22 protein-coding genes are annotated in these 22,548 nt (G+C 73.2%); 12 read left to right on the plus strand and 10 right to left on the minus strand.

Annotation, left to right across the window (positions count from 1 at the left end):
* The first annotated feature begins 12 nt into the window (after window positions 1-12).
* Window positions 13-1,446, plus strand: a complete 1,434-nt coding sequence (locus OG906_RS15985; protein WP_267799111.1) for an alpha,alpha-trehalose-phosphate synthase (UDP-forming) — start codon at window positions 13-15, stop codon at window positions 1,444-1,446.
* A gap of 52 nt (window positions 1,447-1,498) precedes the next feature.
* On the opposite strand, the gene otsB is transcribed toward OG906_RS15985, so the two are convergent.
* From otsB to OG906_RS16000, 3 genes are all read right to left on the minus strand, one after another.
* The gene (gene otsB / locus OG906_RS15990) at window positions 1,499-2,350 is read right to left on the minus strand and encodes a trehalose-phosphatase (protein ID WP_329443480.1); all 852 of its coding nucleotides are present in this window, start codon (window positions 2,348-2,350) and stop codon (window positions 1,499-1,501) included.
* A 33-nt stretch (window positions 2,351-2,383) separates the two neighbouring features.
* Window positions 2,384-2,620 carry a DUF3263 domain-containing protein gene (locus tag OG906_RS15995; protein WP_053681130.1) on the minus strand — a complete coding sequence of 79 codons (237 nt, stop codon included), beginning with the start codon at window positions 2,618-2,620 and terminating at the stop codon, window positions 2,384-2,386.
* Between the two features lie 65 nt (window positions 2,621-2,685).
* Window positions 2,686-3,987, minus strand: coding sequence for an extracellular solute-binding protein (locus tag OG906_RS16000; RefSeq protein ID WP_329443482.1), 1,302 nt, complete (start codon window positions 3,985-3,987; stop codon window positions 2,686-2,688).
* 211 nt (window positions 3,988-4,198) lie between these two features.
* Between OG906_RS16000 and OG906_RS16005 the strand changes: the two genes are divergently transcribed.
* The 3 genes from OG906_RS16005 to OG906_RS16015 all read left to right on the plus strand — a co-directional run bounded on the left by OG906_RS16005 (window position 4,199) and on the right by OG906_RS16015 (window position 7,373).
* On the plus strand, window positions 4,199-5,131 hold the full coding sequence (locus tag OG906_RS16005) for an ROK family protein (protein ID WP_329448036.1): 933 nt from the start codon (window positions 4,199-4,201) through the stop codon (window positions 5,129-5,131).
* On the plus strand, window positions 5,131-6,282 hold the full coding sequence (gene nagA / locus OG906_RS16010; RefSeq protein ID WP_267799115.1) for an N-acetylglucosamine-6-phosphate deacetylase: 1,152 nt from the start codon (window positions 5,131-5,133) through the stop codon (window positions 6,280-6,282). The genes OG906_RS16005 and nagA overlap by 1 nt, the downstream gene beginning before the upstream one ends.
* A 101-nt stretch (window positions 6,283-6,383) precedes the next feature.
* Window positions 6,384-7,373 carry a 1-phosphofructokinase family hexose kinase gene (locus tag OG906_RS16015; RefSeq protein WP_329443486.1) on the plus strand — a complete coding sequence of 330 codons (990 nt, stop codon included), beginning with the start codon at window positions 6,384-6,386 and terminating at the stop codon, window positions 7,371-7,373.
* Window positions 7,374-7,509: 136 nt separating this feature from the next.
* Here the strand turns inward: OG906_RS16015 and OG906_RS16020 are convergent, their stop codons facing one another.
* Together OG906_RS16020 and cdgB are read right to left on the minus strand one after the other, a co-directional pair.
* Entirely contained in the window at window positions 7,510-8,571 is a 1,062-nt protein-coding gene (locus tag OG906_RS16020; protein WP_329443488.1) for a CBM35 domain-containing protein, read from the minus strand.
* 68 nt (window positions 8,572-8,639) lie between these two features.
* A complete protein-coding gene (gene cdgB / locus OG906_RS16025) occupies window positions 8,640-10,349 on the minus strand; it encodes a diguanylate cyclase CdgB (protein WP_329443490.1) in 1,710 nt (569 codons plus the stop codon).
* 313 nt (window positions 10,350-10,662) lie between these two features.
* Between cdgB and OG906_RS16030 the strand changes: the two genes are divergently transcribed.
* Complete coding sequence (locus OG906_RS16030; protein WP_329443492.1) at window positions 10,663-11,232, plus strand: flavin reductase family protein; 570 nt, start codon at window positions 10,663-10,665, stop codon at window positions 11,230-11,232.
* 121 nt (window positions 11,233-11,353) lie between these two features.
* Here OG906_RS16030 and arfB read toward each other — a convergent pair whose 3' ends face one another.
* On the minus strand, window positions 11,354-11,779 hold the full coding sequence (arfB, locus tag OG906_RS16035) for an alternative ribosome rescue aminoacyl-tRNA hydrolase ArfB (RefSeq protein WP_267799122.1): 426 nt from the start codon (window positions 11,777-11,779) through the stop codon (window positions 11,354-11,356).
* A 154-nt stretch (window positions 11,780-11,933) separates the two neighbouring features.
* Between arfB and OG906_RS16040 the strand changes: the two genes are divergently transcribed.
* Both OG906_RS16040 and OG906_RS16045 read left to right on the plus strand, forming a co-directional pair.
* The gene (locus tag OG906_RS16040; RefSeq protein ID WP_267825476.1) at window positions 11,934-12,509 is read left to right on the plus strand and encodes a TerD family protein; all 576 of its coding nucleotides are present in this window, start codon (window positions 11,934-11,936) and stop codon (window positions 12,507-12,509) included.
* 73 nt (window positions 12,510-12,582) lie between these two features.
* Window positions 12,583-13,113, plus strand: a complete 531-nt coding sequence (locus OG906_RS16045) for a GNAT family N-acetyltransferase (RefSeq protein ID WP_329443495.1) — start codon at window positions 12,583-12,585, stop codon at window positions 13,111-13,113.
* Window positions 13,114-13,240: 127 nt separating this feature from the next.
* Here OG906_RS16045 and OG906_RS16050 read toward each other — a convergent pair whose 3' ends face one another.
* Complete coding sequence (locus OG906_RS16050; RefSeq protein WP_443067385.1) at window positions 13,241-14,689, minus strand: M1 family metallopeptidase; 1,449 nt, start codon at window positions 14,687-14,689, stop codon at window positions 13,241-13,243.
* 50 nt (window positions 14,690-14,739) lie between these two features.
* A complete protein-coding gene (locus OG906_RS16055) occupies window positions 14,740-15,300 on the minus strand; it encodes a GlcG/HbpS family heme-binding protein (protein ID WP_267801287.1) in 561 nt (186 codons plus the stop codon).
* 230 nt (window positions 15,301-15,530) lie between these two features.
* On the opposite strand from OG906_RS16055, the gene OG906_RS16060 reads away from it, so the two are divergent.
* From OG906_RS16060 to OG906_RS16075, 4 genes are all read left to right on the plus strand, one after another.
* Window positions 15,531-16,808: a sensor histidine kinase gene (locus OG906_RS16060; protein WP_443067386.1), complete on the plus strand. Its 1,278-nt coding sequence runs from the start codon at window positions 15,531-15,533 to the stop codon at window positions 16,806-16,808.
* Window positions 16,805-17,425, plus strand: coding sequence for a response regulator transcription factor (locus tag OG906_RS16065; protein ID WP_329443501.1), 621 nt, complete (start codon window positions 16,805-16,807; stop codon window positions 17,423-17,425). The genes OG906_RS16060 and OG906_RS16065 overlap by 4 nt, the downstream gene beginning before the upstream one ends.
* A 545-nt stretch (window positions 17,426-17,970) precedes the next feature.
* The gene (locus OG906_RS16070) at window positions 17,971-19,119 is read left to right on the plus strand and encodes a M4 family metallopeptidase (protein WP_443067387.1); all 1,149 of its coding nucleotides are present in this window, start codon (window positions 17,971-17,973) and stop codon (window positions 19,117-19,119) included.
* A 59-nt stretch (window positions 19,120-19,178) separates the two neighbouring features.
* Complete coding sequence (locus tag OG906_RS16075; RefSeq protein WP_053678538.1) at window positions 19,179-19,682, plus strand: hypothetical protein; 504 nt, start codon at window positions 19,179-19,181, stop codon at window positions 19,680-19,682.
* Window positions 19,683-19,763: 81 nt separating this feature from the next.
* Here the strand turns inward: OG906_RS16075 and OG906_RS16080 are convergent, their stop codons facing one another.
* The gene (locus tag OG906_RS16080; RefSeq protein WP_329443504.1) at window positions 19,764-20,438 is read right to left on the minus strand and encodes a pentapeptide repeat-containing protein; all 675 of its coding nucleotides are present in this window, start codon (window positions 20,436-20,438) and stop codon (window positions 19,764-19,766) included.
* 167 nt (window positions 20,439-20,605) lie between these two features.
* Between OG906_RS16080 and OG906_RS16085 the strand changes: the two genes are divergently transcribed.
* Window positions 20,606-21,598, plus strand: a complete 993-nt coding sequence (locus OG906_RS16085) for a zinc-binding dehydrogenase (RefSeq protein WP_329448038.1) — start codon at window positions 20,606-20,608, stop codon at window positions 21,596-21,598.
* Window positions 21,599-21,611: 13 nt separating this feature from the next.
* Here OG906_RS16085 and OG906_RS16090 read toward each other — a convergent pair whose 3' ends face one another.
* Window positions 21,612-22,508, minus strand: coding sequence for an aminoglycoside phosphotransferase family protein (locus OG906_RS16090; protein WP_329443506.1), 897 nt, complete (start codon window positions 22,506-22,508; stop codon window positions 21,612-21,614).
* Window positions 22,509-22,548: the final 40 nt, after the last annotated feature.

A 22,548-nucleotide genomic window follows, 5' to 3' on the forward strand; every position in this document is an offset into this window, starting at 1 on the left:
TAGGTTCGGCGCATGGCTTCTCAGGTACTCGTCGCCGCGAATCGCGGCCCGCTCTCGTACTCCCTCGCCGAAGACGGCACCCTCGACACCCGGCGCGGCGGGGGCGGTCTGGTCTCCGGGCTCTCCGCCGCCCTCGCGGAGCAGCCGGAGACGCTGTGGATCTGCGCGGCGCTGTCGGACGCGGACCGGGAGGCGGTGCGTCGGGGTGTGTCCGAGCCCGGGGTCCGGATGCTGGACATCGATCCGGCGGTCTACGACGACGCGTACAACGGCATCGCGAACTCGGTGCTCTGGTTCACCCACCACCACCTGTACGACATCCCGCGCGAGCCGGCCTTCGACGCCGAGTTCCGGCGGCTCTGGGAGTCGTACGGCGCCTACAACCGGGCCTTCGCGGAGGCGCTCGCCGAGGAGGCCGGCGAGGGCGCGTCGGTGCTGGTGCAGGACTACCACCTGGCGCTGGTGCCGGGCATGCTGCGGGTCCTGCGGCCGGACCTGCGGATCGCCCACTTCACGCACACCCCGTGGGCCTCGCCGGACTCCCTGCGGATCCTCCCGCAGTACGTGGTCGAGGAGCTGTCCTGGGGCATGCTCGGCGCGGACCTGCTCGGCTTCCACACCCAGGAGTGGGCGGCGGCGTTCCTGGGGTCCATGGAGCTCGACGACGCGTGGGGCCTGGCACGGGTGCACGGCACGAGGGTCGAGCACCGCCGGTACTCGATCTGGCCGCAGCGCGGCACCGAGGTGGCGGTCTTCGGGCTGGGCGTGGACGGCGAGGAGCTGCGGGCGCTGGCCCACCGCCCGGAGGTGGACGCGAAGCTGGCGGCGCTGCGCGCGGAGGTCGGCGACCTCAAGACGATCGTGCGGGTGGACCGCACGGAGCTGTCGAAGAACATCCTGCGCGGCCTGCTGGCCTACCGGGAGCTGCTCGCCACCCGCCCCGAGTGGGTGGGCAAGGTGGTGCACCTGGCGTCGGCGTACCCCTCGCGGCAGGACCTCGCGGTGTACCGGTCGTACACGGAGGCGGTCGCGGTGCTCGCCGCGGAGATCAACGCGGAGTTCGGCACGGAGGACTGGACGCCGGTGCTGGTGTCGGTGGAGGACGACTTCGCGCGTTCCCTGGCGGCCTACCGGCTGGCGGACGTGGCGCTGGTCAACCCGGTGCGGGACGGCATGAACCTGGTGGCGAAGGAGATCCCGGTGGTCTCGGAGCGGGGCGTCGCCCTGGTCCTGTCCACGGGTGCGGGGGCGTTCGGCGAGTTGGGCGACGACGCGTTGACGGTGAATCCGTTCGACGTGACGCAGACGGCGCAGGCGCTGCACCTGGCGCTGACGATGCCGAGGTCGGAGCGGACGGAGCGCACCAAGCGGCTGGCCGCCGCCGCGACGGCCCTGCCTCCGGCCCGCTGGTTCCGCGCCCAGTTGGACACCCTGCGGGACGTGTGAGCGGGCGGCGGCCGGCGGGGGTTCCCGCCGGTCGCCGGGGTCGTCAGGGTCGTCAGGCGCGCAGGGCCGCGGCCAGCGCCGCCAGGAGGGCGGCGACCTGTCCGGGGCCGGGGAGGACGAGGTCGGCGCGGGAGGCGAGTTCGGGCACCTCGGAGCCGCTGGCGACGAGCAGCCCGGGCAGTCCGTCGGCCCGGCGCTTCTCGACGGCGGCGTAGGCGGCGAGGTCCCCGAGGTCGTCCCCGGCGTACAGCACCGCCTCGGCGCCCACCTCCGCGAGGTATTCGGTCAGGGCGACGCCCTTGTCCATGCCGGGCGGTCGCAGCTCCAGCACGGCCCGTCCCGGCTCGACCATCAGCCCGTGTCGGGCCGCGAGGTCGGCGAGGGGCTCGCGGAGCGCGGCGAAGGCCGCTTCCGGGTCGGCGGCCCTGCGGGTGTGGACGGCCAGCGCCTGGCCCTTCTCCTCGATCCAGGTGCCGCGCCAGGCCCCGATGGACTCCAGGAAGCCCGGGAGTTCGGCGCGTACGGCCGCCACCCCGGGGTGTTCGGCGGGCGCGTGCACGATGCCGGTGACGGCGTCCCACCGCTCGGCCCCGTAGTGCCCGAGCACCACCAGGTGCTCCAGTCCCGGGACGCCGGCGAAGCCGCCGTAGCGGACGGCGACCCCGGCCGGTCGGCCGGTGACGACGGCCACGGCGGCCACCTCGGGGGCGAGCGCGGCCAGTGCCGGAACGGCGTCCGGGTGGGCGCGGGCCTGGTCGGGGTCGGGAACGATGTCGGCGAGGGTGCCGTCGAAGTCGAGGGCGACGACGGACCGGCGCGGTGCGCGGAGCAGGGCTTCGAGTCCCTCGCGTCCGGCGGCTGTGGCGGGCACGGGCATCGGCAGATCGTGCGGGTGGCTCCCCATGGGCACGACCCTAACGGTCCGGTCGTGGGACGGCTATCGCCGGGCCCGCTGCGCTTCGCGGATCCTGCGGAGTCGGTTGACCGTGCCGGGGGCGTGCTCCAGTGCCCGGGGATCGTCCATCAGGGCGTTGAGCAGCTGGTAGTACCGGACGGGGGGCATGCCCAGTCCTTCGCGAATGGCCCGCTCCTTGGCGCCGGGCCCCGACCAGGTACGTCCCTCGTACGCGAGCACGGCGGCCTCGGTGGCCGTCAACCGCCCGTCGTCCGTCATACGGCCAGATTAACGCCGCCCACCGACACCGCCCCGGGGACCCCGGGGCGGTGTCGGTGCGGGCGTCACTGGTCCCCGTCCGCCTTCCGCGCGGACAGGGCGATCTCGCCCAGGACCTTCTCGGGCTGTCCGCCGGGCTTGACCGTCGAGCCGATGTTCTTCTTGACGTCCTCGCTGACGCCCGCCCAGGACTTCTTGCCGACCGGGTACAGCTTCGAGGTGGGCAGGGCCGCCAGGAAGGTCTTCAGCTGCGGGGCCGAGCCGTCGGTGGCGTTCTGCATGGCCCGGAAGCCGCTGGTGGTGACGGGCAGCAGGCCGTACTGGTTGGTGAAGGAGGTCACGTTGTCGGCCTGGTACAGGAAGTCGAGGAACTGCCCGGACTCCTTCTTGTGGCCGTTCTTGAAGGCCATCACCCAGTCCGCGACGCCCATCGCGGAGTGCTCGGTGCCGTCGACCGTGGGCATGGGCACCATGCCGAACTTGAGGCCCTTCGCGGTGGCCTGCTTGATCAGCGTGGGGTGGCCGTTGAGCATGCCGACCTCGCCGCGGGTGAAGGCGTCGAAGGCGCCCTGACGGTCGTACTTGCCCGGCTCCACGGAGCCGGTCAGGCCCTGGCCGACCATCTTGTCGCGCAGGAACTCCAGCGTCTTGACGTTCTCCGCGGAGTCGATCGAGTAGTTCTCCTCGTTGTCGGTGTAGCCGCCACCGCCCGCGAGGAGCCAGTTCATCGTCTCGGCCTGGGCCTCCTCGCGGCCGAGCGGCAGCGCGAAGGGGGTGGGGACGCCGTTGCCCTTGAGCTTCTTGGCGGCCGCCTCCAGCTCCGCCCAGCTCTTCGGCTGCCAGCCGCCCTTGGCGTCCTTCGCCAGCACGCCCGCGTCCGTGAGCATCTTCTCGTTGTAGAAGAGCAGTCGGGTGCTGGCCACGAAGGGCAGGCCGTACTGGGTGCGCTTGTGCTTGCCGGCGTCGGCGAGCGGGGCGAGGAAGTCGGCCTCGGTCTGCACGGAGAGCAGTTCGTCGGCGGTGTAGAGCTTGCCCGCCTCGGCGTAGTCGGCGTAGACGCCGATCTGGGCGATGTCGGGTGCCTTGTTCGCCTTGACCATTTCGGCGACCTTCGCGTCGACCTCGGTCCAGGAGTAGACGCTGACCTCGACCTTGACGCCCGGGTGGTCCTTCTGGAACTTCTCGGCGAGGCCCTTCCAGTAGCCGGTCGAGGAGTTCTGCGGATTGTCGCCGTAGTCGGCCGCCACGACCCGGAGGGTGACCTCGTTGTCCCCGGTGAGCGCCGACACGGTTCCGCAGCCGGTCAGCGTCGTGGTCAGGCACAGCGCGGCCCCGGTCGCGGCCAGGCTCAGGTAACGGCCCTTCACAGTTCTCGATCCACCCCTTGTTGTACGTACGATTCGACGTAAGGTCTACACCACTTTGGCGACGCGTCCACATCCTGGAGCGCCCCGCGCCCGGACCGTGTCCGGACTGTTGCCCGGACACGGGTCCCGATTTTGTATGGCCGCTCAACAATCCTCCCCATTGGACTAGACCTTTGCCTCCTCAGCGCGCGAGACTGTCTCTGTGAAACCCGTGAAACACGTCATCGCCCTCGATGTGGGCGGCACCGGGATGAAGGCCGCCCTCGTCGCCGAGGACGGCACCCTGCTGCACGAGGCGCGCCGCGCCACCGGCCGCGAGCGGGGCCCCGAAGCCGTCGTCGAGACGATCCTGGACTTCGCCTGCGAACTCCTCGACCTGGGCCGCGCCCGCTACTCCACGGCCGCCTCGGCCGCCGGCGTGGCCGTGCCCGGCATCGTCGACGCCGAGAACGGGATCGCCGTCTACGCGGCGAACCTGGGCTGGCGCGACGTACCCCTGCGCGCACTGCTCGGCAGACGCCTCGGCGGCATCCCCGTGGCCCTCGGCCACGACGTGCGCACGGGCGGGCTCGCGGAGGGCCGCATCGGCGCGGGCAGGGGCGCGGACCGGTTCCTCTTCGTCCCCCTCGGCACCGGCATCGCCGGCGCCATCGGCATCGCCGGCCGCATCGAGGCCGGTGCGCACGGCTACGCCGGCGAGATCGGCCACATCGTGGTCCGACCCGGCGGACCCGCCTGCGGCTGCGGCCAACGCGGCTGCCTGGAGACCCTCGCCTCCGCCTCCGCCGTCAGCCGCGCCTGGGCCGCCGCCTCCGGCGACCCCGAAGCCGACGCGGCCGACTGCGCCAAGGCCGTCGCCTCCGGCGACGAACGCGCCCGGGCGGTGTGGCAGACCGCCATCGGCGCCCTCGCCGACGGCCTGGTCACGGCGATCACCCTGCTGGACCCCCGCACGCTGATCATCGGTGGCGGGCTCGCCGAGGCGGGGGAAACCTTGTTCACACCACTTCGGACGGCCGTGGAGGAGCGCGTGACGTTCCAGCGGCTGCCCGAGATCGTTCCGGCGGCCCTCGGGGACACCGCCGGATGCCTGGGCGCAGGGCTGCTCGCCTGGGACCTACTCGCCACGGAGGTACCTGCCTGATGTCCGGAAGCGCGCACAGCACTGTTCTCTCCGGCGCCAAGGTGGTGCTGCCCACCGGGATCGTGACGGGCGGCCGCGTCATCGTCGACGGCGAGCGCGTCGCGGGCAGCGCCCGCGAGGACTCCCGCGTCGTGGACCTGACCGGACACTGGATCGTCCCGGGCTTCGTGGACATGCACAACCACGGCGGGGGCGGCGCCTCCTTCACCTCCGGCACCGCCGAAGAGGTCCTCCAGGGCGTACGCACCCACCGCGAGCACGGCACCACCACGGTGATCGCCTCCACGGTCACCGGGGACCTCGACGAGCTGGCCCGGCGCGCGGGCCTGCTCGCCGAACTGACGCAGCAGGGCGAGATCGCGGGCATCCACTTCGAGGGGCCGTTCATCAACCCCTGCCGCAAGGGCGCGCACAAGGAGGACCTGCTCCGCGACCCCGACCCGGCCGAGGTCCGCAAGCTGATCGACGCCTCGCACGGCGCCGCCCGGATGTTCACCCTGGCCACCGAGCTGCCGGGCGGGCTGGACTCCGTACGGCTGCTGGCCGAGCACGGGGTCATCGCGGCGATCGGGCACACCGACTCCACGTACGAGCAGACCCGCCAGGCCATCGACGCGGGCGCGACCGTGGCCACCCACCTCTACAACGCCATGCCCGGCCTGGAGCACCGCTCCCCCGGCCCCATCGCGGCGCTGCTGGAGGACGAGCGGGTCACCGTCGAGCTGATCAACGACGGCACGCACCTGCACCCCGCGATGCTGGAACTGGCCTTCCACCACGCGGGCGCGCACCGCGTCGCGCTGATCACCGACGCCATGGACGCGGCCGGGTTCGGCGACGGCACCTACCACCTCGGGCCGCTGGAGGTCGAGGTCAAGGAGGGCGTGGCCCGCCTCGTCGAAGGCGGCTCCATCGCCGGTTCCACCCTGACCCTGGACACCGCGTTCAAGCGGTCGGTGACCGTGGACCAGCTCCCCGTCGAGTCCGTCGTCCAGGCGATCTCCGCGAACCCGGCCAAGCTCCTCGGCCTATACGACGAGGTCGGCTCGCTGGAGGCCGGCAAGTACGCCGACCTGGTCGTCCTGGACGCGGAGTTCGAGGTCAAGGGAGTCATGCGGCGCGGCGAATGGGTCGTCAGCCCGCTTTCCTGAGCGCCCGATCGGCGGCGCGGACGAGGCGGTCGGCCGGCAGGACTGGGCGGGCCGCCTTCCGTTTGGCATGATCCCGGCATCCACCGAGACCGGGGCCTGCCATGATCCTCACCGTGACGCTCAACACCGCACTCGACGTCACCTACCGGGTGCCGCGACTGCACCCGCACACCTCGCACCGGGTCACCGGCGCCTGCGAACGCCCCGGCGGCAAGGGCCTCAACGTGGCCCGCGTCCTCGCGGCCCTCGGCCACGAGGTCACCGCCACCGGCTTCGCGGGCGGCCCGGTGGGCACGGTCCTGCGCGATCTCCTCGCGGACTCGCCCGGCGTGGTGGACGCCCTGGTCCCCTGCGCCGGCGGCACCCGCCGCACCCTGGCCGTCGTCGACGAAGCCTCGGGCGACACCACGCAGTTCAACGAACCGGGCCCGCACATCACCCCCGCCGAGTGGGCCGGGTTCCTGTCCCGCTACGGAGAACTCCTCGTCGGCGCCCGGGCGGTCGCCCTGTGCGGCAGCCTGCCGCCCGGCGTGCCGGTGGGCGCCTACGCGCTGCTCATACGGACCGCCCGCGCCGCCGGGGTCCCCGTCCTGCTCGACACCGGCGGCGAGGCCCTGCGCCGGGGCATCGCCGCCCGCCCCGAGATGATCAAGCCGAACGCGGCCGAACTCGCCGAACTCACCGGCTCCCGCGACCCGCTGCCCGCCACCCGCGACGCCCGCCGGCGCGGCGCCCACGCCGTGGTCACCTCCCTCGGCCCGGGCGGACTCCTCGCCGCGACCGCCGACGGCACCTGGCGGGCCACCCCGCCCCGCGTGCTCAGCGGCAACCCCACCGGGGCCGGCGACTCCGCGGTCGCGGGCCTGTTGTCGGGCCTGGCGGAGGGGCTGGACTGGCCGGAGCGGCTGATCCGCGCCGTCGCCCTCTCGGCGGCCACCGTCCACGCTCCTGCGGCGGGCGAGTTCGACGCCCGCACGTACGAGGAGTTCCGCGACGCCGTCGCCGTCACGGTCGCCAGCCGTCCGGCCGGCCCGCCGGACACCCACCGGGGCGCGCGCCCCCGCAACGCCCGCGTCGGACGCAGCACCTGACGCGGGGACGGAAGACGAACCGGCCGGTGGACGGCCGGAGAGACGAACGGGCGGGGCGCACCACTCGCGTGGTGCGCCCCGCCCGTTCGTTCGGCCCGTCGCGCTCGGCCCGTCGCGTCGTGTGTACCGCGCGCGGTCAGCGCCTGACGTGTCCCCGGCCCAGGTTGAGCTGGTCGAAGATCGTCTCGCACTTGTCCCCGGCCTCACACGAGATCTTCATCGTGTTCGTGCCCTTCTTCAGGTTTATCCAGGCGAAGGTGGTCGTCCACCCCTTGTCCCAGGCACCCTCGGGGGCCTTGGCGAAGTTCGCCAGGTTCAGGCTCTGGTTGGGGCTCTGCCCGTTGACCGTCAGGGTCGCCTTCGCGTCCTTGCCGGGCACCCCGTAGTTCACGAAGAGCGTGTACTTGCCGTCCTCCGGCAGGTCGACCGTCCAGGTCAGCGCGGCGCCCTGGTGGTTGAACTCACCCACGTACTGGCCGCCGGTGCTCTTCGAGCCGGGCACGGCGCTCTGCAACTGCGCGCCGCCCGACAGGAACATGCCGGCGCCCGCGGCGTCACCGTTCGGCAGCGGCGGCTGCGAGGCCTCCGGGGAGCCGCTCGGCTCGGGCTCCGTCGACTTCTTCGAGGGCACCGGCTGCGGGGACTGACCGGCCGCCTGGCCCTTGTCGTCCTTGTCCTTGCCGTCGTCGCCGAAGACGAGCGCCGCACCGATGCCGATCACGACCGCGCCGACCACGGCGACCGCCGCGATCAGCAGCCCGCGACGGTTGGAGCCGCCACCGCCGCCGCCGTGCCCGCCGTGCCCGCCCGGGGCCGTGACCACCTGGGTCTGCCCCTGCGCGGACTGGTGCTGCGGCGGAACGCCGTAGCCGCCCGCCTGCAAGGCCTCGGGGGCCTGGTACTGGGCCTCGTAGGACTGCGGGGACTGCTGGTGGCCCTGCTGGTACGGGACGGGACCGCGCTGGCCGCGGGACGTCCGCTCGCCGACCGTACGCACCTGGTTGTACGAGGTCCGGGGGACACCGGGCTGCGCTCCGGGCTGGCCCCCGCCCGTCGGGCCGGGGTAGCCGTACCCACCGCCCGACGTGGGCGGGGTGGCTCCGGCGGCCTGGCCGTCCGCGTAGAGGTAGCCGAACGGATCATCGTCCTCGGGCTTGTTCGCCCCACTGTTCGGGCCGTTGTTCGCGGGCGTCGTCATCGCAGGTCACTCCTTTCGACCCACGGGAGCCTACCCCGAACACGTGCACCCACGGGCGCCCGATCGGCTCAGCCGGCCCTGCGGTGCGCCTTGGAACGGGATCGCTTCTCGATGTACATCCGCTGGTCGGCGGAGCGCAGCACCTCGTCCGCGGACATCCCGCACCCGGCCCATCCGATGCCGAAACTCGCTCCGACGCGGACCGCCCGGCCGTCCACCCTGATCGGCGGGATGATCGCGTTGCGCAGCCGGACGGCCAGGTCGGCGGCGTCGGCCGCACCCAGTCCGTCCGCGAGGACGACGAACTCGTCACCACCCAGCCGAGCGACCGTGTCACCGTCCCTGACGCCCGTCGTCAGCCGCCGGGCGACCTCGATCAGGACCGCGTCACCCGTGTGGTGCCCGAACCGGTCGTTGATCGACTTGAACCCGTCGAGGTCACAGAAGAGGACGGCCAGGCCCTTCGTCCCGTCGTCGATCTCCGGGTCGGGCGCCACCGCGTGCACGTGGTGGTCGTACGGCCCCGCCTCACCGGCGGCCGTCGCCCCGCCCACCGCGGCGCCCGGGAACTCGAACGGGTCGGGCGCCGCGAATCCGTGCGGGACGTCGGGTTGAAAGCCGTGCTCGACGGCACCACCCCCCTCGGGCCGCCCCTCGAAGGCCGCGTCCAGCGCCTCCACGGCCGTGGCGCGCACGGACTGGGGCCTGCGACAGAGCCGCGCCCCCAGACGGGAACGCAGCTCGGCACTGTTCGGCAGGCCGGTCAGCGAATCGTGGCTGGCCCGGTGCGCGAGCTGGAGCTCGTGTCGCTTGCGCTCCTCGATGTCCTCGACGTGCGTGAGCAGGAAGCGGGGCCCGTCGGCGGCGTCGGCGACCACGGAGTTGCGCAGCGACACCCATACATACGTACCGTCGCGCCGGCCCAGCCTCAGCTCGGCCCGGCCGCCCTCGGCGGAGGTCCGCAGCAGGGTGCCGATGTCCTCGGGGTGCACGAGGTCGGAGAAGGAGTACCGGCGCAGCACGGACGCCGGCCGGCCCAGCAACCGGCACAGCGCGTCGTTGGTGCGCAGCAGCCGACCGTGCTGGTCGCCGCCCATCTCGGCGATGGCCATGCCGCTGGGCGCGTACTCGAAGGCCTGGCGGAACGACTCTTCACTGGCGCGGAGCGCCTGCTGCTCCCTTTCGAGCCGGACGAGGGCCCGTTGCATGTTCGCGCGCAGGCGGGCGTTGCTGATCGCAATCGCCGCCTGGAAGGCGTACATCTGGAGCGCCTCGCGGCCCCACGCGCCCGGGCGCCGCCCGTTGCGCGGTCTGTCCACCGAAATGACACCCAGAAGTTCCCCGCCCGACGCATACATGGGGGCGTAGAGCCGGTCCTCGGGGTGCCACTCGTCCTCGAAGCGCGGGTCGGGGCCGTCGGTGTGCCACTGGGGGACGTCGTCCTCCATCAGGACCCAGCCCTCGGTGTGCGGGATGAAGCGGAGGCCGTCCCAGTTCTCGCCCATCGTCAGCCGGCGATCCCAGGCGGGTCGGGAACCGACACGACCCGTGATCAGCGCCTCGGCGGCGGGGTCGCCCGCGAAAGCGGCGACGACGAGATCCCCGTCAGGGCGTACGAGGTTGACACAGGCGAGTTCGTAGCCAAGGCCCACGACGATGCCGTCCACGACGGTCTGCAGGGTGTCCGCGAGGCTCCGGGCCGTATTGAGCTCGGCCACCACCCGATGCAGCTGCCGCAGGGTCGCAAGACGGACGTACGGCTCCGACTCGGTCTCCATTGCTCGCTCTCCCCGAGACCTCGACAGCAACTCCAGGTTTGTCATCGGCGTTTCGTTGCGGTGTCCCGTCCACTGAATCACAGTGAGCTGTGCGGCAGGTACACAGGGTCAACAAATCTTGCCCTCTGTGACTCAAGTCACATGAGATGAATAACGGGACCTTCCCGACACCCCTCGGACCGCACGTCCACTGGGAGCGCTCCCCCACATTTCCGAGAGCAAACGAGATGTGATGGCCTAGGCCAAGGGGTGGGGCGCGTCTCGGACTTGCGCCCGATGTGTGCGACGAGACGGTGAGACTAGCGTTCCAGGCGTGCCGAACACGACTCCCGTACCTCCCGCCCCGTTCCCGACCCCGCATCCTGAGGGGGTGAGCAACGACGAGTTCCGCGCGGCCATGTCCCGGCTCACGGCGGGCGTGTGCCTGATTACCGCACACGAACCCGCCCTGACGGCGGACGGCCCGCGCGGCGAGGACGTCGGCATGACGGCGACCGCCTTCATGTCCGTCTCCCTCGACCCCCCGATGGTCCTGGTGAGCCTGCGCGAGGGCTCCCGCATGGACGACCTGTTGGCCGAGCAGCCGCTGTGGGGGGCGTCGATCCTGGCGGACAGCCAGCTCCAGGTGGCGGGCAGGTTCGCGATGAAGGGCCGGATCAGCGACCGTCTGCTGTTCGAGGGCCTGCCCCAGGTCCGCGGCGCCGTCTCGGGAGCCCTGCTGCTCACCGGCGCGCTGGCCACGCTGGAGTGCCGTACCGAGTCACGCGTCGAGGCCGGTGATCACACCCTGGTCCTCGCCCGCGTCCTCACGACCACCTTGCCGAACCCGGACGCGCCGCCGCTGACCCACTTCCGCGGCCGCTACCGCCACCTGTCGGGCTGACCCGAGGTCCGGCCCCTCGGGGCCGGGGTCCGGGATTCGGGGGCCGGGGTGGGGTTCGGGTCTGCGGCGCGCGTTCAGGGTCCGGGGTGCCCGGGGGTTCCGGGGCGGGCCCCGACGGCCGTCACCAGTCCCGTGCGGTCCGCCCGCGCTTCGTCTCGCCCCGGGCCTTCTTCTCCCGCAGCCGCCGCTCGTTGATCCCCCGGGGGATCTTCGTGGCCCGCCGGGCCTTCGGCGGCGGCGCCGTCGCCTCCGCCAGCAGCGCGGTCATCCGTACGAGCGCCATCTCCCGGTTCCGGAACTGCGAGCGGTGCTCGGACGCCCGTACCGTCACCACCCCGTCCACCAGCCGCGAGGCGAGCCGCTCCAGCGCCCGTTCCTTCCACACGTCCGGCAGCGCCTTGGTCGCGGCCACGTCGAAGAGGAGTTCCACCCGTGAGTCCGAGGTGTTCACGTGCTGACCACCCGGCCCGGAGGAACGCGAGAACCGCCAGCCGAGCTCGCCCTCGGGCAACACGACCGAACCACGAATGACATAGGGACCAGGCATGCCCCCAATGATCCCGCCCCGGCCCGGCCCCGTCACCCATTTTTCGCCGGCGGAGGGCCCCTGGAACCTACGGACCCCCTCCCCGCGTTATGAAGGTCAGCGGTAACTTGGCCACATCTCGCGGTCATGTGACGACGAAGGGACACCAGTCAAAATGGCAGTAAGCCTGTCCAAGGGCGGCAACGTCTCGCTCACCAAGGAGGCCCCCGGCCTCAGTGCCGTCACGGTCGGCCTCGGCTGGGACGTCCGTACGACGACCGGTGTCGACTTCGACCTGGACGCCTCCGCCATCGCCGTCAACCCGACGGGCAAGGTCGTCTCCGACGGTCACTTCGTTTTCTTCAACAACAAGTCCACCCCGGACCAGACCATCGTCCACACCGGCGACAACCGCACCGGTGAGGGTTCGGGCGACGACGAGGCCATCAACGTCAACCTCGCCGGCCTGCCGGCCGATGTCGACAAGATCGTCTTCCCGGTCTCCATCTACGATGCCGAGACCCGCAGCCAGAACTTCGGCCAGGTCCGCAACGCGTACATCCGCGTCGTGAACCAGGCCGGCGGCGCCGAGATCGCCCGCTACGACCTCTCCGAGGACGCGGCGACCGAGACCGCCATGGTCTTCGGCGAGCTCTACCGCAGCGGCGCCGAGTGGAAGTTCCGCGCGGTCGGCCAGGGGTACGCCTCCGGCCTGACCGGCATCGCCCAGGACTTCGGCGTCAACGTCTGATCTCCGCGGCCACGCCGCCGGTGAAGCCCCCCTCCCCCCGTCCGGGGAGGGGGGCTTCGCTACCGTTCGACCGGTGATCCTGCACCCGCTCGTTCCCGTCGACGGCGCCCTTCCCGGCCCGGTCCTCACCGAGATCGCCACGCTCTACGCGACCAACCGCGCGTTCTTCGAGCTCAGCGGCGACTTCCCCGACCCGGCCCGCATCACGGTGGAACAGGTCGCCGAGGCCCTCGCCGACGAGCTCGCCCACGAGGGCGCCGAGGTACTGATGGCCCGCTCCGCCGGCCGTCTCGTCGGACTGGCCGCCACGCTCGCCCATCGGGACGGGCCCTCCCCGGGCGATCCGGACTCCACCGACCCGGACCCCTGGATCGGCCTGCTCCTCATCGACGCGACCGCCCACCGCGCCGGCCACGGCAGCACCCTCGCCGGCCTCGTCGCGGACCGCTTCCGTGCCGCGGGGCGCACGGGGCTGCGGATCGCCGTGCTCGACAACAACCCGGGCGCCCTCGCCTTCTGGCGCGCCCAGGGGTACGTGCCCCTGCGCCAGGCCACCGACCGGGACCTCGGGCGCCCCTGCACCGTCCTGCGCAAGGCCCTCTGACCCGCCGCCCCGAACGGGCGGGCGGGGAGACGCCCCGGGTGGCCGGCGCCGTCGGTCGGCCTCGGGTCGAGTCGGGCCTCGGGGGCCGGGCCTCCGGCCGGGCCGTCGGTCGGCCTCGGCCCGCCGGTCAGGCCTCGGGGCGGTCCTCGCCGTACAGCCAGACGTCCCAGACCTCCGTCAGGTCGTGGCCCGTCTTCTTCTCCGCGTAGGCGGTGAAGTCGGCCGTGCTCGCGTTGCCGTGCCGGTGCTCCGCGGCCCAACCGCGCAGCAGCGCGGCGAACTTCTCGTCCCCGACCTCCTGGCGGATCCGGTGCAGCACCATCGCGCCGCGTGCGTACACGGGAGCCTCGGAGATGTCCTCCGGGCCCGGCGGGTCGGCCGGCGGGAAGGCGTCCCAGTCGGAGCCCGCGTCCGGATCGACCTTCGTGTCACTGGCGAGGAACGCGTCGAACCGTTTCTCCGCGCTGAGCCCGCCGTGCTCCTCGGCCCACATCCACTCGGCGTACGTGGCGAAGCCCTCGTTGAGCCACATGTCCTTCCAGGACTTCGGCGACACCGAGTCGCCGAACCACTGGTGGGCCAGCTCGTGCACGATCAGCACCTCGTCGGGAGCGCCCGAGTACACGGGTTTGGTCTGCGTCTCCAGCGCGTAGGCGAGGGTCCCGTCCGGCACCACGATCGTCCCCACCGTGCGGAAGGGATACGGCCCGAACTTGCCGCTGCCCCACTCCACGACCTCGGGGATCCGGGCGAGCGCGGGCGCGCTGTCCGACGCCTCGTCCGGGGACACGGCGTTGTAGACGCCGATGCCGGAGGGGGTGCGGCCGGTGGTCACCTTGAACTTCCCGATGGCGGCGGTCGCCAGGTAGCTCGCCATCGGCTCCGCGTTGTGCCAGGCGAACTCGGTCTGTCCGTCGCCGACCTCGGTGCGGGAGCGGAGTTCGCCGTTGGACACGGCCTCGTAGCCGTTCGGGACCGTCAGTCTGATGTCGTAGGCGGCCTTGTCGCTCGGGTGGTGGTTGCCGGGGAACCAGCCCATCGAACCGACCGGTTCCCCCACCGCCACGGACCCGTCCGCGGTGGTGATCCACCCCTCCTTGGAGCCGTCCGGGTCGGTGACGGGCTTCGGCGTACCCGTGTAGTCGATCTCGGTACGGAAGACCTCGCCCTTCTTCAGGTCCTCGGGCGGGCGCACCGTCAGCTCCGTCCCCGACCGGTTGAAACGGGCCGCCGCGCCCTGAACGGTGACGTCCTCGACGCGCAGACCCGCGAAATCGAGGTTGAAGGAGCTGAGCCCCTGCTCCGCGCGGGCCGTGATCACGGCCGTGCCGTGGAGCTGCTTGTCGGCCGGGTCGTAGGCCAGGTCGAGGTCGTAGTGGTCCACCTGGTAGCCGCCGTTGCCGGCCTTGGGGAAGTACGGATCGCGGACCCCGGACGCACCCGGCCGCCCCTGCACGGTGTCGCCCGTACAGCCCGCGGTGAGGGCGATCAGGGCGGCGAGGGCGGGGGCGGCGAGGCGGGAGAGCGCGCGTTGATCCACGCGTTCGATCCTAAGCGGGCCCACCCGGCGGGGCATCGCGTCGGCGGCCGGGCGGGGCGGGGTAGGGCGTCGGCCGCCGGGCGGGGTCAGTTGGCGAGGGAGTCCGCGCCGGCCTTCGCGAACTTCTCGTCCAGGTCGCCGCTCGGGGCGCCGGCCACGCCGATGCCGGCGACCGGGGCGCCCTTGGCCTGGACCGGGGTGCCGCCGCCGAGGAAGAGGGTGCCCGGGATGTCCTTCAGGTTCGGGGTCTGGGCGAGCCGACCGGCCAGCACCGAGGTCGGCGCGTTCCAGGACACGGCCGTGTAAGCCTTGCGCTGCGCCGACTCGTAGGACTGCGGGCCGGCGCCGTCGCCGCGCAGGGTGACCAGGGTGTTGCCGTTGCGGTCCACGACCGCGACCGTCACCTTCTGGCCCTCCTTCTCGGCGGCCTTGAGCGCGGCCTGGGCGGCGCGGGAGGCGGCGTCGACGGTGAGGTGGGTCGAGGTGGTGAAGTTCCTGTCGTCGTCCTTCTTCGAGGAAGCGGCCTGGACGGCCGCCGCCGGGGCGGACTCGCTCTGCGCGGCGCTCGCGCTGACGGCACCGAAGGTCCCGGCGCCGAGCGCGACGGCGAGAGCGGTACCGGTGAGAACGCGGGTGCGGGTGTTCATGTCTGCTCCTGGATGCGTCGGACTCGTTTCCTGCTGCTCCAAGCCTCGGCCCGGAAACCCCGTCCGCCCGTCGCCGTACCGGCTCGCGCCGGCCGGCACACCGGTTGACCCGGGGGTCAACCGATCGGCCGATGTGCACGGGGTACGCGGACGGATTGGCTGGTCAGAGCGCGCCCGCGATCGGCGCGCGCACCGGCGGCTCCGTTCGAAGGCCTCGCCGACGCGTCAGGATGGACGTACGCACCACCCCACCCCAGGAGCACCCCGTGAGCCCCGCACCGCCGCGGAAACCCGACACCCGCGCCCTGGCCACCGTCATGCACGCGGCGTTCTTCCTGCTCCTCGGCGCCTCCGTGGCCCGCTTCCTGCTCCGGCACCCCGGCGAGCCCCGCACCCCGTGGATCATCGCCCTCAGCATCGTCCTCGCCCTGCTGTACGTCCTGGGCCCCGCCCTCGGCGCCGCGCCCACCCTGCGCAGACTCCTGTGGCTCGGCCTGGTCGTGGCCACCTGGGTGGTCCTCGTCGTCCTCGCGCCGAGCTTCGCGTGGTGCGCCGTACCGCTCTTCTACACGGGCCTGCGCACCCTGCCGCCCCGCGCGGCCGTCGTGCTCGTGGCCCTGCTCACCGTGTTCGTGGTGGCCGCCCAGCTGAAGCTGTCCCAGGACTTCGACCCGAACCTGTTGCTCGCCCCGCCCGCGATCGCCGCGCTCGCCACGGCCGTCTTCGTCCACACCGAACGCCAGGCCGAGGCCCAGCGCGCCCTGATCGACGACCTGATCCGGACCCGCCGGGAACTCGCCGCCACCGAGCGCCGCGAGGGCACCCTCGCGGAACGCCAGCGACTGTCGATGGAGATCCACGACACCCTGGCCCAGCACCTGTCGAGCCAGCAGATGCTGCTCCAGGCCGCCGACCGCACCTGGGAAAGCGATCCCGGCACCGCCCGCGCGCACGTCCGTACCGCCACCGACATCGCCGCGCGCGGCCTCGCAGAGGCCCGCCGCCTGGTCCACGACCTGGCCCCGCCGGAACTCGCGGGCGGCGCCGGCCTCGCCGACGCCCTGCGCGCCCTCGACGCCGGCCCCGACATCGAGGTCCGCTTCCACCTGGAGGGCACCCCGACCCACCTCCCGGACCGGGCCGAATCCGCCCTCCTGCGGATCGCCCAAGGCGCGCTGGCCAACGTCCGCGAACACTCCGGCGCCCGAACCGCCGCCCTCACCCTGAGCTTCCTCGGCGACCAGGTGGTCCTGGACATCGCGGACGACGGCCACGGCTTCGCACCGTCCCCGCAGGCCGCCGGCCGAGGCGGATCCGGTCCGGGCGGGTCCAGAGGGTCCGGTCCGGGCGGGACCGTTCCCGGCGGGGCCGTTCCCGGCAACCGCGGTCACGGCCTCCCCGCCATACGCGCCCGCGTCAGCCAGCTCGGCGGCGACCTCACCGTCGAATCCACCCCGGGCGAGGGCACGGTCCTCTCCGCCTCGATCCCCCTGGAGCCCACCGGATGACGACGATCCTGCTCTGCGACGACCACGTGGTGGTCCGCGCCGGCCTGCTCGCCCTGCTGGGCAGCGAGCCCGACATCGAGGTGCTCGGCGAAGCTGGCAGCGGCGAGGAAGCCATCGCGCTGGCCGCCAGACTCCGCCCCGACGTGGTCCTGATGGACCTCCAGCTCGGCGAGGGCATCGACGGCGTCGAAGCCACCCGCCGCATCACGGCGCTCACCGACCCGCCGCACGTGCTCGTACTGACCACCTACGACACCGACGCCGACATCACCCGGGCCATCGGGGCGGGCGCCACCGGCTACCTCCTCAAGGCGGAACGCCCCGAGGAACTCTTCGCCGCGATCCACTCCGCGGCGGCCGGCCGCACCACGCTCTCCGCGCCGGTGGCCAGCCGGGTCATGGCCCACATGCGGGGCACTCGGCCCACCCTGACGGACCGTGAACTGGACATCCTGGGCCAACTGGCCCGCGGCCTCGGCAACCGGGACATCGCCCGGGCCCTGTTCATCAGCGAAGCCACGGTCAAGACCCACCTGGGCCGCATCTACGACAAGCTCGGCGTGGACACGCGCGCGGGGGCGGTGTCGGTGGCGAAGGAACAACGCCTGCTGTCGTGACGGGCCGGTCCCGGCTGCGCCGGGCGGTGGCTGCCTTGCTGTCGTCTGCTGCCGGCCCCGGCTGCGCCGGGCGCCTCAAGCGCCGGCGGGGCTGGGGGGTGGGGGTCGGGGGCGGGGGTACGGGCCACCCTCCCGGTCCGGGCCGGCACATCCAGCCTCGCCGGCGTTTGAGGCGCAGGGTACGGGGCGGACCCCGAAAGCCCGGCGCAGCCGGGGCCGCTCCGCGCAACGGTGAACGGCTGACGCACCGGCCGCACCGCCCCTCCAGCCCCGCCGGCGCTTGAGGCGCAGGGGTACCGGCCACCCTCCCGGTGCGGGCCCGCACCCCCCGCCCCGCCGGCGATTGAGGCGCGCCCCCCGCGCCCCCCAAATGGCACCGCAGGGGACCGGTGTGATCCGGTCAGGCGGGCGCGGGGTTCGGACAACCCCGCCCCGATTCCCGCCATGCCCCTGCCATACCGCCCGCGCCCGGTGACACGCTCGCTCCGCGCCGCCATCCCCCGGCCCCCGGCCCACCCGGCCCGGCCTCCAAAGGAGCAGCCCGAGTGACCACCTTCACCCGTCTCGCCGTCCTCCTCGGTACCGCCGCCACCCTCACGGCCCTCACCGCGCCCGCCACCGCCGCAGGCACCGGCACCACCACCACCGCCACCACCACAGGCACAGCCGCAGGCACCGGCACCGCGCCCCCCACCGCCACCACCCCGCAGGGCACCGGCACCGGCACCGGCACCGGTCGCAGTCAGTACGCCGGCACCGTGCCCCTCTCCACCACCCGCACCGGTACCACGTACCAGCTCCGCGACCCCTCGCGCGGCGATCAGCGCACGCTCGACGCCCTGAACCAGACCTCCGGCCCCGGAGTCCTCTTCACGGACGCCGACAACGTCTGGGGCAGCGGCACCGCCGCGAACCGGCAGACCGCCGCCGTGGACGTCCACTACGGCACCGCCGTGACCTGGGACTTCTACCTGGCCGCCTTCGGTCGGGCCGGCGTCCGCGGTGACGGCGTGGGCACCACCTCGCGCGTCCATTACGGCACGAACTTCGGCAATGCGTTCTGGGACGGCGGTTGCGCCTGCGTCAGTTACGGCGACGGCTCCGTGCCCGGCCGCCCGCCCACCAGTCTCGACGTCGTCGGCCACGAGCTCGCCCACGGTCTGACCGCCTCCACCGCCGGGCTCGGGTACTCCGGGGAGCCGGGCGCGCTCAACGAGGGCACCTCCGACATCCTGGCCACCGCCGGGGAGTTCTTCGCCGACAACAAGACGGACGTCGGCGACTACCTCCTCGGCGAGCGCGCCTTCGACGGTCCGCCCCACCGCATGGACCGTCCGAGCGCGGACGGGGTCTCCCGCGACTACTGGTCCCGTGACATCGGCTCCCTCGATCCGCACGCCGCCTCGGGCCCCGCCCGGCACTTCTACTACCTGCTCGCCGAAGGCAGCGGCCCCAAGGTGATCAACGGCGTCTCCTACGACTCCCCCACCCAGGACGGTTCCAAGCTGCTCGGCATCGGCCGCGAGAAGGCCACCCTCGTCTGGTACCGGGCCCTGACCCGGCACATGACCTCCACCACGAACTACTCCCGCGCCCGCGCGGCCACCCTCCAGGCCGCGACCGACCTGTACGGCGCGGGCAGCGTCGAGGTCGCCCGGGTCGCCGCCGCGTGGACGGCCGTCAACGTCCGTTGATCAACGGCCCGCCAGGGCCCCGGCGCCGGGAGGGGCGGGCCCGTGACACCATCGGGTACGTGCTCGACATCGGCTACTCCCTCTCCCGGCGCTTCCCCGACCCCCCGCAGACCGACTACCGCTCGGCGGACGTCCACACGCTGCGCCACGACCTGTTCTGCGGGGACGTCTACCTCGCCGACACCCACGCGGACCGGGAAGTGTCCACAGCCTGGGGATGGGTTCCGGTACTGGACTTCGCCTGGGCGCTCTGCGACATCGTCGAGCAGCTCGACCAGGACCCGCGCGGGAGCCGTTCCGCCAACCGGCAGTACGCCGAACTCGACTTCACCGAGTCCAGCGACCGGATGCTGTTCGAGCGCCGCTTCGGCTGGGTGGACATCGAGGCGGACTGGATGCCGGCCGAGGAGGACCCGCTGACCTTCACGCACCGCCTGCTGCGCCGCGAGGCCCGGGACTTCCTGCACGACGTGATCGCGGACCTCGTCGACATGCACGACGGACTCGGCGACAACCCGGTCATCTGGACGCTCCAGTCCCGCTTCCCCCGCGTCCCCGCGTAGCCCCGCGCCCCGAACGCTTCCCCCGCGCCCCGCACAGCCCCGCGCCCCGCCCGCTTCCCCCGCCCACGCCTATGCCCCCGCCTACGGCACCACCCGCAGCCCGAGCTGCGCCGCCAGTGCCGGGGCCAGGTCGAACAGCTGCGAGGGGCTGATCACCGCCCCCGAGAGGGCCTCCACGCCGCGCGCGATGCCCAGCTCGGCCGCCTCCCGCAGGTCCACGTCCGTCATCCGCGCCCCGCTGAAGTCCGCCCCGCGCAGCGTGACGTCCCGGAACTCCACGCGCTCCAGCACCGCGCCCCCGAAGTCCGGCTCCACCAGCACGCACCCCTCGAACACCACGTCCTTGAGCCGGGCGCCGCGCAGGTTCAGGTAGTCGATCTTGCCGCCCCGTACGACGACCCGTTCCAGTACCGCGCCGTGCAGTTGGATCCCGCCCAGGCGGGCCTCCACCAGTTCCACGTCCCGCAGCGAGGCTCCCGACAGGTCCGTGCCCACGCCCCGCACCCCCTCCAGCACCGAGTCCAGGAAACGGGCCTTCGTCAGCCCCGTCTCGTCCAACGCGCACCGCCGCAGCGCGCAGTCCATGAACCGCGCCCCGACCCCCTCCTGCCCGACCAGGTCGAGGTCCGCGAACTCCAGCCCGTCGTAGTCCCCGTCCGGCTCCAGTTCACCGCCCCGCCACGCCACGAGTTCCGGCAGCCGCACCTCCGGCCGTCGTGCCGCCTTCACCGTCCGGGCCCGCTCGTTTCGCACCATCGCCCCATCGTGACCCACCGCACTGACAAAGCCCCGAAGACCCCCTGGGACCCCCGGCAACCCCCGGCAACCCTTGACCTCAACCCAGGTCGAGGTCCGAGGCTGACCCCATGGACACCACCCCCGACACGCACACCACCCCGGGCCCGACCGGCGGCCCCGACACCATGAACGCCGTTCGCCTGCACGCCTTCGGCCCCGCCGAGAACCTCACGTACGAGCGCGTGCCCGTCCCCGTCCCCGCCCCCGGGCAGGTCCGGATCGCCGTCGCCGCCGCCGGCGTCCACCTCCTCGACACCGCGCTCCGCGAGGGCGTCCAGGGGCCCGCCCCCGCCCTCCCCGAACTGCCGACCGTCCCCGGCCGGGAGGTCGCCGGCACCGTCGACGCCCTCGGTCCCGGCACCGATCCCGCCTGGCTCGGGCGGGAGGTCGTCGTCCACCTGGGGTTCGCCCCCGGCGGCTACGCCGAGTACGCGGTCGCCGCCGCCGACCGGCTGCACCCCGTACCGCCGGGCCTCGACCCCGCCCGGGCCGTCGCCATGATCGGGACCGGCCGCACCACCCTGGGGATCCTCGGGTTCGTCGACCTCGGCCCGGGCTCGGTCGTGGTCGTCACGGCCGCCGCCGGCGGCATCGGCACGCTGCTCGTGCAGTACGCGAAGAACGCGGGCGCCACCGTCGTCGCCCTCGCCGGCGGTCCCGTCAAGGCGGGCCTGGCCCACGCCAACGGCGCCGACCTCGCCCTCGACTACAACGACCCCGGCTGGGCGGCGGCCGTACGCGCCCACCACCCCGACGGAGTGGACGTCCTCTTCGACTCCGTCGGCGGGGCCGTCTCCCGGGCGGCCCTCGACCTGCTCGCGCCCGGCGGACGCCGGCTCGTCTTCGGCTGGTCGGGCGGCGAACTCACCCTCACCGACGCCGAACGCGCCGCCCTCACGGCCCGCCGCGTCACCAGCGAGGTCGTCCTCGGCCCGGCCATGCTGCGGCGCGTCGACGCGCCCGACCCGATCCGCGCCCTGGAGACCCGGGCCCTCGCGGAGGCCGCGGTCGGCCGGCTGCGGCCCGCGATCCAGCGCTACCCCCTGTCCCGGGCGGCCGCCGCCCACGACGCGCTCGCCTCCCGCGACACCACGGGCAAGGTCGTCCTCGTCCCCTGAGCCGCGCCGGCCGTCACCCCGCCCGACGGCCGGCCAACAGCAGTTCGGCGGTCACCAACTGCTCCTCCTGCAACGGTTCCCCGTCCTCCACGTCCCACAGGCAGTTCTGCAACACCCGCCCCAACGTCCAGGCCCGGGCCCGATCCCGGTCCAGGCCCATCACCTCGGTCATCAGGTCGAAGCGCCACCACACGTCGTCCGCCGCGAAGTGGTCGCCGATCGCCGGCATCAGGTCGAAGCCCGGATCGCCGGCCAGCGGCTTCGGGTCGATCGCCAGCCACGGCTCCCGCCCGCCCGCGAGCACGTTGTCGTAGTGCAGGTCCCAGTGGAGCAGCCGGTCCCCCGGCTCCCCCACCCCCTCCGCCACCGCCGCCGCGCAGCCGCACAGCACCCCGCGCCCCCGCTCGTCCAACCCGCCGAGCGCGTCCGGCACGTCCGCCGGCATCGCGCCCGCCACGTCGCCCAGCCCGCGCACTCCCGCCGGCGCCGGCACGGACGTCAACCGCGCCGGCAGTTCCGCGATCACCCGTACCGCCTGCCGTACGTCCCGGGCCGCGAGCACCGACAGGTGCCGGCCCGCGTCCAGCCGCTCCAGCAGCATCGTGCCCGTCGACGCGTCGTGGTCCAGGAGCCGTACGCTGCCGTCCCCGCCCCACGCCCGCAGCGCGAGGTGCTCCCCCGCGCTCTCCTCGTCCAGCGCCTGCAACTTCAGCGCGGCCGGCGTGCCGTCGGCCCGCTCCACCGGAAGCACCAACGCCGTCACCCCGTGCATCCCCGGGCCCGTCCGCGTCAGCCCCCACCGCTCCAGGAACTCCGCCGCCCGCGCCGGCAACACGGCGATGAACTCCCGCCCCGCGTCGCCGTTGTACCTGATCTGGGCCTCGACCAGTCCGGTCGGAATCTCCACCATCCTCCCGACCCTACGTCCGCACACCTGTGCCGCGCCGGAC

The organism is Streptomyces sp. NBC_01426, from assembly GCF_036231985.1.
In the GTDB taxonomy this organism is placed as follows: domain Bacteria; phylum Actinomycetota; class Actinomycetes; order Streptomycetales; family Streptomycetaceae; genus Streptomyces.

What these genes read in the sequence shown, in the direction of transcription:
- OG906_RS16060 (WP_443067386.1), top strand. Translation starts at nt 15,531, where the DNA reads ATGGACGTACGCACCACCCCACCCCAGGAGCACCCCGTGAGCCCCGCA.
- OG906_RS16080 (WP_329443504.1), bottom strand. Translation starts at nt 20,438, where the DNA reads ATGGTGCGAAACGAGCGGGCCCGGACGGTGAAGGCGGCACGACGGCCG.
- nagA (WP_267799115.1), top strand. Translation starts at nt 5,131, where the DNA reads ATGTCCGGAAGCGCGCACAGCACTGTTCTCTCCGGCGCCAAGGTGGTG.
- OG906_RS16040 (WP_267825476.1), top strand. Translation starts at nt 11,934, where the DNA reads ATGGCAGTAAGCCTGTCCAAGGGCGGCAACGTCTCGCTCACCAAGGAG.
- OG906_RS15995 (WP_053681130.1), bottom strand. Translation starts at nt 2,620, where the DNA reads ATGACGGACGACGGGCGGTTGACGGCCACCGAGGCCGCCGTGCTCGCG.
- otsB (WP_329443480.1), bottom strand. Translation starts at nt 2,350, where the DNA reads ATGGGGAGCCACCCGCACGATCTGCCGATGCCCGTGCCCGCCACAGCC.
- OG906_RS15985 (WP_267799111.1), top strand. Translation starts at nt 13, where the DNA reads ATGGCTTCTCAGGTACTCGTCGCCGCGAATCGCGGCCCGCTCTCGTAC.
- OG906_RS16085 (WP_329448038.1), top strand. Translation starts at nt 20,606, where the DNA reads ATGAACGCCGTTCGCCTGCACGCCTTCGGCCCCGCCGAGAACCTCACG.
- OG906_RS16065 (WP_329443501.1), top strand. Translation starts at nt 16,805, where the DNA reads ATGACGACGATCCTGCTCTGCGACGACCACGTGGTGGTCCGCGCCGGC.
- OG906_RS16090 (WP_329443506.1), bottom strand. Translation starts at nt 22,508, where the DNA reads ATGGTGGAGATTCCGACCGGACTGGTCGAGGCCCAGATCAGGTACAAC.
- cdgB (WP_329443490.1), bottom strand. Translation starts at nt 10,349, where the DNA reads ATGGAGACCGAGTCGGAGCCGTACGTCCGTCTTGCGACCCTGCGGCAG.
- OG906_RS16015 (WP_329443486.1), top strand. Translation starts at nt 6,384, where the DNA reads ATGATCCTCACCGTGACGCTCAACACCGCACTCGACGTCACCTACCGG.
- OG906_RS16050 (WP_443067385.1), bottom strand. Translation starts at nt 14,689, where the DNA reads ATGCCCCGCCGGGTGGGCCCGCTTAGGATCGAACGCGTGGATCAACGC.
- OG906_RS16020 (WP_329443488.1), bottom strand. Translation starts at nt 8,571, where the DNA reads ATGACGACGCCCGCGAACAACGGCCCGAACAGTGGGGCGAACAAGCCC.
- OG906_RS16055 (WP_267801287.1), bottom strand. Translation starts at nt 15,300, where the DNA reads ATGAACACCCGCACCCGCGTTCTCACCGGTACCGCTCTCGCCGTCGCG.
- arfB (WP_267799122.1), bottom strand. Translation starts at nt 11,779, where the DNA reads ATGCCTGGTCCCTATGTCATTCGTGGTTCGGTCGTGTTGCCCGAGGGC.